12 protein-coding genes and 4 tRNA genes are annotated in these 13569 nt (G+C 65.1%); 7 read left to right on the top strand and 9 right to left on the bottom strand.

The window, feature by feature from the left end; genetic code table 11:
- The 6 genes from DNK89_RS23140 to DNK89_RS23115 form a co-directional block, all read right to left on the bottom strand.
- Positions 1-226 (bottom strand): GTP-binding protein (locus tag DNK89_RS23140; RefSeq protein ID WP_238990805.1); only part of this gene is annotated, 226 nt, incomplete at its 3' end.
- A 74-nt stretch (positions 227-300) separates the two neighbouring features.
- A tRNA-Thr gene (locus DNK89_RS23135) sits at positions 301-375 on the bottom strand.
- A 60-nt stretch (positions 376-435) separates the two neighbouring features.
- A tRNA-Gly gene (locus tag DNK89_RS23130) sits at positions 436-509 on the bottom strand.
- Between the two features lie 73 nt (positions 510-582).
- Positions 583-668 (bottom strand) — tRNA-Tyr (locus tag DNK89_RS23125).
- Between the two features lie 102 nt (positions 669-770).
- Positions 771-846, bottom strand: a tRNA-Arg gene (locus DNK89_RS23120).
- Between the two features lie 69 nt (positions 847-915).
- Positions 916-1572, bottom strand: a complete 657-nt coding sequence (locus DNK89_RS23115; RefSeq protein ID WP_110961991.1) for a TetR family transcriptional regulator — start codon at positions 1570-1572, stop codon at positions 916-918.
- Between the two features lie 190 nt (positions 1573-1762).
- Here DNK89_RS23115 and DNK89_RS23110 point away from each other — a divergent pair, with 190 nt between their 5' ends.
- The 4 genes from DNK89_RS23110 (at position 1763) to DNK89_RS23095 (ending at position 8668) form a co-directional block, all read left to right on the top strand.
- Entirely contained in the window at positions 1763-3058 is a 1296-nt protein-coding gene (locus tag DNK89_RS23110; RefSeq protein ID WP_110961990.1) for an efflux RND transporter periplasmic adaptor subunit, read from the top strand.
- A 13-nt stretch (positions 3059-3071) separates the two neighbouring features.
- Positions 3072-6227 (top strand): efflux RND transporter permease subunit, encoded by a 3156-nt coding sequence (locus tag DNK89_RS23105; protein ID WP_110961989.1) that lies wholly within the window; start codon positions 3072-3074, stop codon positions 6225-6227.
- Positions 6220-7653 carry an efflux transporter outer membrane subunit gene (locus DNK89_RS23100; RefSeq protein ID WP_110961994.1) on the top strand — a complete coding sequence of 478 codons (1434 nt, stop codon included), beginning with the start codon at positions 6220-6222 and terminating at the stop codon, positions 7651-7653. The genes DNK89_RS23105 and DNK89_RS23100 overlap by 8 nt, the downstream gene beginning before the upstream one ends.
- Before the next feature lie 154 nt (positions 7654-7807).
- On the top strand, positions 7808-8668 hold the full coding sequence (locus tag DNK89_RS23095; protein ID WP_110961988.1) for a cytochrome c5 family protein: 861 nt from the start codon (positions 7808-7810) through the stop codon (positions 8666-8668).
- 150 nt (positions 8669-8818) lie between these two features.
- Here DNK89_RS23095 and DNK89_RS23090 read toward each other — a convergent pair whose 3' ends face one another.
- The 3 genes from DNK89_RS23090 to DNK89_RS23080 all read right to left on the bottom strand — a co-directional run bounded on the left by DNK89_RS23090 (position 8819) and on the right by DNK89_RS23080 (position 10893).
- Positions 8819-9367 carry a DUF2946 family protein gene (locus DNK89_RS23090; protein WP_110961987.1) on the bottom strand — a complete coding sequence of 183 codons (549 nt, stop codon included), beginning with the start codon at positions 9365-9367 and terminating at the stop codon, positions 8819-8821.
- Positions 9360-10373, bottom strand: coding sequence for a YheT family hydrolase (locus DNK89_RS23085; RefSeq protein ID WP_110961986.1), 1014 nt, complete (start codon positions 10371-10373; stop codon positions 9360-9362). The genes DNK89_RS23090 and DNK89_RS23085 overlap by 8 nt, the downstream gene beginning before the upstream one ends.
- Before the next feature lie 67 nt (positions 10374-10440).
- Positions 10441-10893, bottom strand: coding sequence for a nuclear transport factor 2 family protein (locus tag DNK89_RS23080; RefSeq protein ID WP_060987091.1), 453 nt, complete (start codon positions 10891-10893; stop codon positions 10441-10443).
- Between the two features lie 216 nt (positions 10894-11109).
- On the opposite strand from DNK89_RS23080, the gene DNK89_RS23075 reads away from it, so the two are divergent.
- Genes DNK89_RS23075 through DNK89_RS23065 form a run of 3 tightly spaced genes read left to right on the top strand, consistent with a single transcriptional unit; the run spans position 11110 to position 13216 of the window.
- A complete protein-coding gene (locus DNK89_RS23075) occupies positions 11110-11721 on the top strand; it encodes a LemA family protein (protein ID WP_110961993.1) in 612 nt (203 codons plus the stop codon).
- Between the two features lie 32 nt (positions 11722-11753).
- Complete coding sequence (locus DNK89_RS23070; RefSeq protein WP_110961985.1) at positions 11754-12674, top strand: YgcG family protein; 921 nt, start codon at positions 11754-11756, stop codon at positions 12672-12674.
- Positions 12674-13216, top strand: coding sequence for a TPM domain-containing protein (locus DNK89_RS23065; protein ID WP_110961984.1), 543 nt, complete (start codon positions 12674-12676; stop codon positions 13214-13216). The genes DNK89_RS23070 and DNK89_RS23065 overlap by 1 nt, the downstream gene beginning before the upstream one ends.
- Positions 13217-13569 lie beyond the last annotated feature (353 nt).

Raw genomic sequence — 13569 nt, 5'->3', positions numbered from 1 at the left:
GGCGGTTGGCCGTTTCGTATTCCACGTGGGCGGTGTTGATCGTGATACCGCGGGCCTTTTCTTCGGGCGCAGCGTCGATCTGGTCGTAGGCCTTGGCTTCGCCGCCGAACTTGGAGGACAGCACCGTAGCAATAGCTGCCGTCAGCGTCGTCTTGCCATGGTCCACGTGACCGATCGTGCCCACGTTCACGTGGGGCTTGGTCCGCTCGAATTTTCCTTTTGCCATTTTTCCGACTCCGAAAAAAATCTATATCTACACAACAGGATCTCGGCGCAACCAGAACCGGACGCACCAGAAAGTGGTGCCCATGGCGGGAATCGGACCCGCGACCTCTCCCTTACCAAGGGAGTGCTCTACCACTGAGCCACATGGGCAATTGACACTGCTTGCACAGCACCAAAAATTTCTACTCAACAAACCAACGCAATGAACAATGGAGCGGGAGACGGGAATCGAACCCGCGTCATTAGCTTGGAAGGCTAGGGTTCTACCATTGAACTACTCCCGCGCAGACCACCGGCCTTTGCGAACTTGACCCCATCTTGCACGGCCAAGCAACACTCTCAACACTGCTCACTCACTGGTGGAGGGGACTGGATTCGAACCAGTGTAGGCGTAAGCCAACAGATTTACAGTCTGCCCCCTTTAGCCACTCGGGCACCCCTCCGGAGAATTTCGAATTATAGCACCAATTTTTTGCACGTTTAAAAATTAAACGCACTTGGCACCCATCACAAACACTGGCAATGCTTGCTGCTGCATTGATCGTTGGCGCGGCTGGCGGGGATCGAACCCACGACCCTTGGCTTCGGAGGCCAATACTCTATCCACTGAGCTACAGCCGCACACCTCTGACTTACGCAGCCTTTGATTATTGCACGCGACAGGCTTCCAACCAAACAAAGCCCCAGCGCTCAATCACGACAGGGGCGCATGGACTCCTTCGACCCGTCCAGCGACAAGCCCACCCCCTGAAGAAATGCGTCAGTGCTCACACCCCCCACGCGAACGAGATCGAAGCCACCCTCATTGAGGATCCAGTTGCGAATCAATCCATCAAAAAGAGCGTGCAGACTGATGGCCGCCTCCATGGCTGACATCGACAGAGCCACCCCCTGCAACTCCGCCGCCAACGCAAAGTCACGCGCCAGTTGCTGCGTAAACCCCTCAGAAGCCGCCACATGGCGCTCACGCAAGCCCGTCAGCTCGCTCACGTACTCCACCTTGTACAAAGCAATTTCGAAAACCCGGCGGGTGTGCTCGTCCGAGGCCACACTGCGAAATACCAGCGCCATCACCGCCCGCAGCCGCTGCACCGGATCAGCACCGGCACTGTCTTCAAAGCTGGCAAAGCCCTGCTCCAGCGGCAGCGTGACCCGATCCATCATGGCGCCGAACAGATCTACCTTGTCCTTGAAATGCCAGTAGATCGCGCCACGGGTAGCCCCCGCAGCCTGCGCAATATCACTTAGAGACGCCCGGGACACTCCCTTCTCCCGAAACACCAATTCAGCCGCATCGATCAACCCGTTACGGGTGGCGATTGCATCTTCTTTTGTCCGGCGCGCCATAGTCAAACACCTTGTTGAGTCTCCAAAACCCCTACAGCTGCGGAGGGGCATCTGTCGCAGTCAACAATTATACATTCATGTCTGTATGTATAATTTCCGATCAAACTGGCGGGACTTCGCGCGCAGCGCCCTGAGCCCGGCCTGGCCTAGCGGCTCCCTCCCTTTTCTGACGCACATCCAAAGGACTTCCATGCCCCAACTGCATGACGCATCCGGCACCCCGCAACTGCGTGCCACCACCACCCGACGAGTGCTTTCGCTGGCGGCCATCAGCGCAGCGGTACTGCTGGTATCCGCCTGCGGCAAGGCCGATGGACAGGCCGCCGGTGCGGGTGGCCCCACACCCCCGCCCGTCGAAGTGGGCGTGGTCACCGCCACCCCGGGCGATGTAGGCCTGATCACCGAGTTGCCTGGCCGCGTTGAGGCATCGCGCGTGGCCCAGGTGCGCGCCCGGGCCGCAGGCATCCTCCAGCAGCGGGTGTTCAAGGAAGGCAGCGACGTCAAGGCGGGGCAAGTGCTGTTCCGCATTGATCCCGCTCCCTACGCCGCAGCGGCAGAAAGTGCACGCGCCAGCCTTGCCAAGGCACAGGCCAATCTGGCGCAGGCCAGCGCCCAGGCAGAACGCTATCGCCCGCTGGTCGCCGCCAATGCCATCAGCAAACAGGACTTTGTGAATGCGGAAGCGGCCGAAAAGCAAGCCCAGGCCGACGTGGCGGCCGCCAAGGCCGCAGTGCGCACCGCCGACATCAACCTCGGCTATGCCAGCGTGACCGCCCCCATCTCCGGCCGCATTGGCCGAGCGCTCGTCACGGAAGGCGCCCTGGTGGGCCAGGGCGAAGCGACCGCCTTGGCCGTGGTGCAGCAGATCGACCCGGTGTACGTCAATTTCACCCAATCGGCCGCAGACGTGTTCCAGCTGCGCCGTGCCATGGAAAGCGGGCAATTCAAGCGCGCGGGCGGCGGACAGGGGGCCAGCGTCAAGCTGGTGCTCAGCGATGGCTCTGAATACGCGCAAGCCGGCAAGCTGCTGTTCACAGATTTGTCGGTGGACTCCACCACCGGCCAGGTCACCCTGCGCGCCGAAGTGCCCAACCCCAAGGGCGAACTGCTGCCCGGCCTGTACCTGCGCGTGCGGATTGAACAGGCGCAGGCCAGCAACGCCATCACCCTGCCCCAGCAGGCTGTCACGCGGACCCAGCAGGGCGACACGGTCAGCGTGGTGGGCGAGGACGGCAAGGTGTCCCAACGCACCGTCAAGATCAGTGCCGCGCAGAACAACCGCTGGGTGGTGCTGGACGGGCTGAAGGCGGGAGAAAAAGTAATGGTGGACGGGTTCCAGAAGCTGCAGATGCTGCCTCCCGGAGCCCCCGTCAAGCCCGTCCCATGGCAAGCGCCAGGCACGCCTGCGCCGGCAGCGGCGACCGCCTCCGCGCCCACCTCCGCAGAGGCGCCAGCCGCACCTGCTTCGGCCGCATCCAAGCCATAAGGGGCAATCCAGCATGGCCAAATTTTTCATTGACCGCCCCATTTTTGCGTGGGTGATTGCGCTGTTCATCATGGTGATGGGCGGCGTAGCCATCACGCAGCTACCGATTGCCCAGTACCCGCCGGTGGCACCACCGTCCATCGTCATCAACGCGGCCTACCCCGGCGCATCGGCGCAAACCCTCGAAGACAGCGTGCTGTCGGTGATCGAGCGCGAGATGAACGGTTCCCCCGGGCTGATCTACATGGAGTCGGTGGCGCAAGCCGATGGTTCCGGCAGCATCACCCTGAGTTTTCAGCCCGGCACCAACGCCGATCTGGCACAAGTGGACGTGCAGAACCGGCTTTCACGGGCCACGCCGCGCCTGCCTTCTGCCGTGACACAACAGGGTGTGCGCGTGGACAAGTCGCGCTCCAACTTCCTGCTGTTCACCATGCTGTCGTCCAGCAACCCGGCCACCGACACCGTGGCCTTGGGTGACTATGCGTCGCGCAACGTGGTGCCAGAACTGCAACGCCTCAAGGGTATTGGCCAGGCCCAGCTGTTCGGTACCGAGCGGGCGATGCGCATCTGGATCGACCCGGCCAAGATGCTGAGCTACAACCTGTCAGCCGCCGAGATCACCGCTGCCATACGCGCCCAGAACGCCCAGGTGGCCAGCGGCACTATTGGCGACCTGCCCAACGTCGCGGGCCAGGGCATTGCTGCCACTGTGGTGGTCAACGGGCAGCTGTCCAGCGTCGAGCAGTTCGGCAACATCGTGCTGCGTGCGAACACCGATGGTTCCACCGTGCGCATCAAGGATGTGGCGCGTGTGGAACTGGGCGGCCAGGCCTACGCCACCGCTGCGCGCCTGAACGGCAAGCCCGCCGTCGGCATCGGCGTTCAGCTGTCGCCCAGCGGCAATGCGCTGGAGGCAGCCAAGGATGTGCGCGCCAAGATGGATGAACTCTCGCGCTACTTCCCGGAAGGCATGAGCTGGAGCATTCCGTACGACAGCTCGCGCTTCGTGGACATCTCCATCAAGCAGGTGGCTGAAACCCTGGTCGAGGCCGTGGTGCTGGTGTTCCTCGTGATGTTCCTGTTCCTGCAGAACTGGCGCTACACCATCATCCCGACCATCGTGGTGCCGATTGCGCTGCTGGGCACATTTGCCACGCTGCTCGCGCTGGGCTTCTCGATCAACGTGCTCACCATGTTCGGCATGGTGCTGGTGATCGGTATCGTAGTGGACGATGCCATCGTGGTGGTGGAGAACGTCGAGCGCATCATGAGCGAAGAAGGCCTGTCTCCACTGGAGGCCACCCGCAAAGCCATGCGCCAGATCTCGGGTGCCATCATCGGCGTGACGGTGGTGCTGATCTCGGTGTTCGTGCCGCTGGCCTTTTTTGCAGGCTCCACCGGCAACATCTACCGCCAGTTCTCGGCGGTGATGGTGGCCTCCATTGGCTTCTCGGCCTTCATGGCACTGTCGCTCACGCCAGCGCTGTGCGCCACGCTGCTCAAACCCGTCGAGGCTGGGCACCACCACGAGAAGACCGGCTTCTTTGGCTGGTTCAATCGCGGCTTTTCGCGCACCGCCAAGGGCTATGAAGGCTTTGTGGCGCGCATCCTCCGTCGCTCTGCGCGTTACCTCGTGATCTACGCCGCCATCATCGGCGCCGTAGCGGTGGTCTACATGCGCCTGCCCACATCGTTCCTGCCAAGCGAGGACCAGGGCAACATCATCGTCAATGTGCAGCTGCCTCCCGGCGCCACGCAGGAGCGGACGCTGGCCGTGATGGAGCAGGTCGAAGGCTTCATCCTGAAGCAGCCTGAGGTGCAGAGCATGGTGGGTGTGCTGGGCTTCAGCTTCTCTGGCCAGGGGCAAAACGCGGCCCTCGCGTTTGTGACCCTCAAGGACTGGAGCGAACGCCACGGCCCAGGCCAGTCGGCGCAGGACGTGGCTAACCGCGCCTTCGGTGCGCTGATGGGCATTCGCGATGCGTTCATCTTCCCGCTGAGCCCGCCACCCATTCCCGAGCTGGGCAACGCCAGCGGCTTCACATTCCGCCTGCAAGACCGGGGCGGCGCGGGGCACGAAGCTTTGGTGAAAGCCCGCAACCAGTTGCTGGGCATGGCATCGCAGAGCAAGGTGCTGACGCAGTTGCGTCCTGATGGTCTGGAAGATGCGCCCCAGCTGCAAATCGACATTGACCGTGACAAGGCCAACGCGCTGGGCGTGCCCTTCGACGCCATCAACTCTGCGCTCTCCACAGCGCTGGGTTCCAGCTATGTGAACGACTTCCCCAACCAGGGCCGCCTGCAGCGGGTGGTGGTGCAAGCCGATGCGCCTGCACGCATGCAGCCTGACGATCTGCTGCAGATCAATGCCACCAACAGCCAGGGCAAACCGGTGCCACTGTCGGCGTTCGCCACGACGCGCTGGGTGACCGGCGCGCAGCAAACCGTGCGCTACAACGGCTACCCCGCCATGCGCATCTCCGGCTCGCCCGCCCCGGGCTACAGCACGGGGGCGGCTATGGCCGAGATGGAGAAGCTGGCAGGCCAACTACCCCAAGGCTTTGGCTTTGAATGGACCGGCCAGTCGCGCGAAGAAAAGCTCGCAGGCTCGCAGTCGCTCATCCTGTACAGCTTTGCCATCCTGGCGGTGTTCCTGTGCCTGGCCGCGCTGTACGAGAGCTGGTCGATCCCGTTGGCCGTGATCTTGGTGGTGCCTCTGGGCGTGTTGGGCGTGCTGCTGGCCACCTTGCTGCGCGGCTATGCCAATGACGTGTACTTCCAGGTGGGCCTGATCACCATCATTGGCCTGTCGGCGAAAAACGCCATCCTGATCATCGAGTTCGCCAAGGACCTGCAGGCCCAAGGCAAGGGCGTGATCGAGTCGGCGCTGGCCGCTGCGCACCTGCGGTTCCGCCCCATCGTGATGACCTCGATGGCGTTCGGCCTGGGTGTGCTGCCACTGGTCGTCGCGTCGGGCGCCGGCTCTGCCAGCCAGCGGGCCATCGGCACTGGCGTGCTGGGTGGCATGGTCACCGGCACCGCCCTGGCCGTGTTCTTTGTGCCCGTGTTCTTTGTGGTGGTGCGCAGCCTGTTCAAGGGCAGCGCACGCCAGCAGGAAATGAACCGCCGCCATGCAGAAGAAGCAGGAGTTGGAACCCATGACTAAACACCGCCGTACCCCCCTGGCACTGGCAGCGGCCGCAGCGGCGGCGCTGCTGGCGGGCTGCTCGTTCATTCCTACCTACGAACGCCCCCAGCCCCCCGTCCCCGCCACTTATGCCGGCGCTGCAGCAACGACGGACGGTGCGGCGGTTCAGCCGGGCGCCACCGTGCCCTGGCAGAACTACTTTGCCGAGCCACGCCTGCAGCAGCTCATCGGCATTGCGCTGGCCAACAACCGGGACCTGCGGGTGGCCATGCTCAACATCGAGCAGGCTCGGGCCACCTACCAGGTGCGCCGTGCCGACCTGTACCCGGGCGTGGGCCTGGCGGCCAATGCCAGCCGGGCGCCCGCTGCGGGCACCGGCAACCTGACCAACTCGTTCAGCGTGGGCCTGGCCGTATCCGCCTGGGAGATCGACTTCTTTGGCCGCATTGCCAGTCTCAAGGAACAAGCGCTCGCCCAATACCTCGCCACCGAAGAAGGCCGCAACGCCGCCCAGGTGAGCCTGGTGGCGGCGGTGGCCAATGGCTGGCTGACGCTGCTGGCCGACGAGGAACTGCTGGACCTGTCGCGCCAGACCCTTGCCTCGCGCGAGGAGTCGGTGCGCCTGACCAAGATGCGCCTGGACGCGGGCGTGGCCTCCGAGCTCGACTTCCGCCAGGCAGAGTCGCTCACCCAGGCGGCCCGCGCCACGCTGGCACAGCAACAGCGCCAGCGCGCGCTCGACGAAAACGCGCTGGTCCTGCTGCTGGGCCAAGCACTGCCCCAGGACGTGCGCGCCAGTCTGGCGGGTGGCAAGCTGGCCGACGTGCCTGCGATGGCACCGCTGCCTGCTGGCGTGCCGTCAGAGTTGCTCACCCGCCGGCCGGACATCCGCCAGGCGGAGCAGCAACTGATTGGCGCCAACGCCAACATCGGCGCGGCGCGGGCGGCGTTTTTCCCGCGCATCTCCCTGACAGCGCAGGCAGGGACCGCCAGCGGTGAGCTGTCCGGCCTGTTCAAGAACGGCTCCTGGGGCTTCACCATTGCGCCATCCCTGCTGCTGCCCATTTTTGACGCGGGCCGCAACCAGGCCAATCTGGACAGCGCCCGGGTCGGCCGGGAGATTGCCGTGGCGCAGTACGAAAAAGCCATCCAGACCGCGTTCCGGGAAGTCTCGGACGCGCTGGCCGGGCAAGCCACCCTGGGCGAACAGGCCCAGGCCCAGCAACAGCAGGCTCAGGCAGAAGCCGCGCGCCTGCAACTGGCCGACCTGCGATACCGCAACGGCGTGGCCAGCTATCTGGACCTGCTGGACGCACAACGCTCGCTGTTCACGGCCCAGCAGGCCGTGGTGCAGGTCCGGCTGGCGCAACTGCAAAACCAAGTGTCGCTGTACAAGGCACTGGGGGGCGGAGCACCCGACACCAGCGCCCAGGCCCCCTCCTGAAGCCCAGGGCTGAAGCGCGCGCAGCCCCCTGGGGCGCTGCGCGCGCTGGGGCAAACCCGTGGTTGTCTGCATCAAGCGGGGATCGGAATAACCATCCCCGCAGATATAATTTAAGGTTGATTACACCGAAGCCCCCGATACACCTGAGGACGACATGAGCGACAACCACCACGAAGAAGCCCATACCGGCCCGATCAAGAACCCCAAGCAGTTGCTGGTCGCGGTACTTTTCTCGTTTGTAGTTCCGATCTTTGCCATCATTGGCTTGGTCCTGTATGTGACGTCGGCGGACAAGCCCGCTGCCGGTGCCGTCAACCCCGAAAAGGCCATCGCCGAACGCATCCAGAAGATCGGCATGGTCGAAGTGCGCGACGCCAACCGCCCCCTCAAGAGCGGCGAAGAAGTCTTCAAGGCCCAGTGCTCGGCCTGCCATGCCTCCGGTGCTGCAGGTGCCCCCAAGTTTGGCGACGCAGCTGCCTGGGCTGCGCGCATTGGCACCGGGTTTGAAGCCCTGGTGCAGTCCGCCCTGAAGGGCAAGGGCGCCATGGCCCCCCAAGGCGGCGGCGACTTCAACGACACCGAAATCGCACGCGCCGTGGCCTACATGGCCAACGCCGGTGGCGCCAAGTTTGCCGAACCTGCTGCTCCCGCCGCTGCGGCCCCTGCCGCCCAGGCAGACGCAGCCCCCGCGGCCGCTCCTGCACCAGCACCCGCCGCAGCCCCTGCAGCGGCTGCGCCCGCTGTAGCAGTAGCTGCCGCGCCTGCAGCCGCCGCAGCAGGCGCTGGCGAGGCTCTGTACAAGCAGGCTTGCCAGGTGTGCCACGCTGCCGGTGTGGCCGGTGCTCCCAAGTTTGGTGACAAGGCCGCATGGGCCGCTCGCCTGCCCGCAGGCATCGATGCGCTGTACGCCAGTGTCGCCAAGGGCAAGGGCGCCATGCCTCCCCGTGGTGGTACACAGGCCTCTGACGCTGATCTGCGCGCCGCGGTGGAGTTCATGGCAGCCGCCGCCAAGTAATGCAGCCCTTTTATCCCGCCCAGGCGGGGTAGAGACCCAAACCCAAAGCCGGTCCTTGCGACCGGCTTTGTCGTTTTGGAACCCATCCCGCTCATCGATGAGCAGCAGTCATTGCCTGCAACTCAGGGCGGAGGGCCGTGTAGCAGAGCGTCAGTTTGGCCGCGACGCCCCGGCTTGCGACCTGGCACGCGGGCTGCAGACATACCCGTAGCGCGCCGGCAGGTCCTGCGCCTGCACGTCCTCGGGCGTCCAGCGCCCATCGGTCACCGCCTCTGCTGCCAGTGCCACGTCCAGCGTGTGGACCAGCCCGAGGCCCAGGTCTGTCTCCAGGTACACACGGCCCAGTTCGTCCAGCAGGCAGCGGCGCACCAACGCCTCCCGACCGGTGTGGCTGACGACGCTCAGGTCCTGCGGCTGCAGGCGCCAGACCCAGGGCGTTGCCTCCAGCTCCACGTACACGCGCTGCGGGCCGTTCTGAAAGAACCACTGCCCCTGGTCGTCATGCTCGTAATTGCGCGCGATGAAAGCCAGCAACTTGTCGTGCTGCAGCAGCATGCCTTTGCTGTGCGGAAATGCGCCCGCCGCCTGCACGGCGTCGTCGCGCAGATACCAGTGGCCGCGCGCATCCAGGCCCAGCCAGCCATAGCAGTCAGGCACGTTGGGCCATTTGGCCAGTGCCTGTTTGACGATGTCATCCATGGGCGGATTGTGCGCCGTGCTGCGCCAGCGCCCCACTGTGCTCGGCCAGCCACCCTCCCACCGCGTCGGGCATGGCGCGCACATGCCCGGGTGGCAACCCACGCGGGAACCCCACATGGCCGCCGTGCGCCGGCTGCCAGAGCGTCACATGGCGCTCTACCTCGCGCACGCCCGGCAGGCTGCCAGCGGGCACAAAGGGGTCGTTGCGCGCGTTCACCACCAGGGCCGGGATGCGGATGCGGTGCAGCAGCGGCTTGGCCGACGCGCGCAGCCAGTAGTCCTCGGTATTGCGAAACCCGTGGACCGGCGCTGTGAACACGTTGTCGAACGCGTACAGATCCCGCGCGGCCAGCAGCGCCTGCCGGTCAAACAGCCCCGGGTGCTGGGCCAGCTTCTGCAGTGCCTTGGGCACCAGAGTGCGCATGAACATGCGCGTGTACACCAGCCGGTTGAAGCCACGCCCAATGGCATGACCGCCCGCTGCCAGGTCGATGGGCGAGCACACGGCCGCCACCGCATCAGCGCTGCGCGCGGCGTCAGTGCCCACTTCGGCGGCCCAGCGCAGCAGTGCATTGCCGCCCAGTGACACCCCCACCGCCATCAGCGGCCCCTGGTGGCGCGCACGCAGTTGCTGCAGCATCCAGCCGATCTCGGCGTGGTCGCCCGAGTGGTAGGCGCGCGGGGCGCGGTTGATCTCGCCACTGCACCCCCGGAAGTGCGGCAGCGCGCAGGCCCAGCCGCGCTCACGGGCCAGGTCGGCAAAGGCTTCGCAGTAATGGCTGCGCGACGAGCCTTCCAGCCCGTGGAACACCACCAGCAGCGGCCGGGGAGCGTCAGCGACCACACCATCCTGCAGAAAGTCCACATCGACGAAATCGCCGTCGGGGGTGTCCCAGCGCTCACGGCGGTACTCAGGACGCGGGCCGAACACCCGGCGCGCGTACAGGGCGGGCCAGATCGTTTGCAACTGGCCACCCGGGAGCCAGCGAGGCGCTATGTATTTCATAGCTGCCAGGGCATATGTTGTCGGCGCATACAGCCAATGGGGCCCAAAATCCTCACGCAGGGGCCTCTCAATGCAGAACGGGGCGCTGCGCCAGCACATCCACCTGGGCATCGGGCGCCACGCCCGGGCTGGCGTGGTGGGCCACCAAGCGCCAGCCTTCAGGGGTCTTGTGGTACACGTTGGTGGCCATGACCACGGCCTGGTGCAGGCCGTCGGGCAGCATCACCTCGACCTGCTCGACCACGCTGTGCACGGCGCTCGACAGTGCCACCACGCGGTGCACCTGCGCAGGCCGGGCACGCACGGTGCCATGCGAGAACATCGCCTCGAACGCGGCACGGATGGCCACAGGCCCCAGCAGGCGCGGCCCCCCCGGATGCACGCAGACGATCTCGTCGTCGTCCGCCCAGCACGACATCAGCAGATCGATGTCACCGCGCTGCAGCGCCTCATAGAACGCGGATTCGGTTTCATCCGAAGAGCCACCCAGAGTGGCTGCTTTTGATCGGGCGCGGGGCATGTGGGTTCAGAGGGTAAGTGGGTTGGAATGGCGTGACAGGTGCAACGCGAGGCTGCTATTGTGCGGCGGCGGTGCAATGCCTTGCTGCGTACCGATTTTGTACGCGCTCTAGAGGTGCTCCCACGGCGACAAGTCCTCCCCAAATTTTGCTGTCTTGCGCATCGCGGTTTCTGGCACAGTCATCCCATTTCTCCCTCGGCGGACTCCACCATCATGATGATCCAACGTCTACTTGCCCTCCTCACCGTGCTCGCTGCCACACTCACACTGAGCGGCTGCGGCTACAACGACTTCCAGCGCCTGGACGAGCAGTCCAAGGCCGCGTGGAGCGAAGTGCTCAACCAGTACCAGCGCCGGGCCGACCTGGTGCCCAACATTGTCGCCACCGTCAAGGGCGAGGCCAACTTTGAGCAGGAGACGCTGACCAAGGTGGTCGAGGCCCGTGCCAAGGCCACGGCCATCCAGGTCACCCCCGAAACCCTGAACAACCCCGAGGCTTTCAGCAAGTTTCAGCAGGCCCAGGGCGAGTTGTCCAGCGCCTTGTCGCGCCTGATGGTCGTGTCCGAGCGCTACCCCACCCTGCAGGCCAACCAGGGTTTTCGCGACCTGCGGGTGACACTGGAAGGCACCGAGAACCGCATCACCGTGGCCCGCAACCGCTACATCCAGACGGTGCAGGAGTACAACGTGCTGGCCCGCAGCTTCCCCACCAACCTCACAGCCATGGCCTTCAGCTACGCCCCCAAGCCCAGTTTTACCGTGGCCAACGAGGCCCAGATCTCCGTGCCGCCCACGGTGGACTTCTCCGCATCCAAGGCCAAGCCCTGAACACCCCTTGCCTGGTCTGATCTGAGTCAAACATGCTGCTAGCGCCCATTCGACATGCCCTGATAGCTATTTTTTTGATAGCTTCATGGCCTATCTTTGGCTGGGCCCAATCGCAACCGCTGGCGGTGCCCGCGCTGACCGGCCACGTCATGGATCAGACAGGCACGCTCAGCGCCAATGACATTCAGGCGCTGGAGGGCCAGCTGGTTGCGCTCGAAAAATCGCGCGGCTCGCAAGTCGTGGTGCTGATGGTCCCCACCACGGCACCGGAAGACATCGCCGCCTATGCGAACCGCGTCGGCAACCAGTGGAAGATCGGGCGCCGCGACGTGGGTGACGGCGTGCTGGTGGTGGTCGCCAAGAACGACCGCAAGATGCGCATTGAGGTCGCCAAATCGCTGGAAGGCGCCATCCCCGACATCGCAGCAGCACGCATCATCGACGGCGCGATGAAGCCTCGCTTTCAGCAAGGCGACTTTGCGGGAGGCCTCGGTGCAGCGATCACGCAGATCGGCGCACGCATTGCGGGCGAAGCCCTTCCCGCCCCGGCCGAGACACCCTCCCCCACCGCTGGAGGCAGCAGTCACGGCCTGTTCGACTGGACGGACTTCGCCATCTTCCTGTTCTTTGGCGCCATGGTGGCCGGCCCGTTGGCACGCAGCCTGCTGGGGGCTGCGCTGGGCGGCCTGGCGGTGGGCGGCGGCGTGGGGGCCCTGGCGTTTGTGTTCACCTCCAGCCTGCTGCTGTCGGTGGGTGCGGGTGTGATTGCACTGCTCTACACCTGGCTGTTTGGCGGCAGCAGCGGCCCCATCAGCCTGGGGCATGGTGGCGGAGGCTCCGGGGGCTGGAGCAGTGGCAGTTCGGGCGGATTCAGCAGCAGCAGTGACAGCGGCGGCTTCAGTTCGGGCAGCGGAGGCGATTTTGGCGGCGGCGGCGCATCGGGGGATTGGTGATGGGTGTTGAGAACAGCGAACGACCTGCGCACACGCTGTGGCGGGCCCTGTGGCGGCTGGTGCACCACCGCTGGCACGACGCCTTTGGCCGCTCCGCCATCCCGGCACCCGCGCTGCAGCGCCTGGGCGCGCAGGTGGCGGCCAGCGAGTTGCAACACACCGGGCAGATCCGCATCGTGGCCGAGGCGGGCCTGCCCTGGAGCTACCTGCGCCGCCACGCCCGAACGCGGGAACGCGCATTGATGCTGTTCAGCAAGCACCGCGTGTGGGACACCGAACACAACAACGGCGTGCTGATCTACCTGCTGATGCCCGAGCATGCGTTTGAGATCGTTGCCGACCGGGGCTTGGCACGCCAGGTCCCTCCTGAGGTGTGGCAGGAGATGGCGGCTCAGATGTCAGCCCAATTTCGGCAAGGGCATTACGAGGAAGGCCTGTCGCAGGCGGTGAGCGCGGTGGGCGCCCTGCTGATTCAGCACTTTCCACGCGCGGCGGACTCCCGCGTCCCCAACGAGCTGCCAGACGCACCGATCGTGCGCTGACGCGGGTTGGCGGGCGCTGTCCCAACAGCGTACGAGCGGCGCATGCCGGCACACCAAAGACCACGATGACGGGGCACCTTGCAGGCGAGGCCATTGGCTGTCGCAGCCCCCGCACCCGCCCCGCCCGATCCGGCCACAAGTCCCTCAACAGCACTCTTTTCGGATGTCCTGTGGGCGCCGACTCTCTGGCCTTGACGGCCCCCGTGCGGTCGGAACACTGAACTCATGGGGGGCGTTGGCCGTCCTGAATTTGCACCCGGGTTATCCATGAAAGCCTGGCGGTTCCGACACCTTGTGAGGCCCTAAGTCCTCGGGCGCTCTCATACATTCCCTCCATTGTTTCCAATACTGGA

The sequence above is a fragment of the Acidovorax sp. ST3 genome (assembly GCF_003231145.1).
Taxonomy (GTDB): Bacteria; Pseudomonadota; Gammaproteobacteria; order Burkholderiales; family Burkholderiaceae_C; genus Acidovorax.
This window is presented reverse-complemented; position numbering and strand designations above follow the sequence as displayed.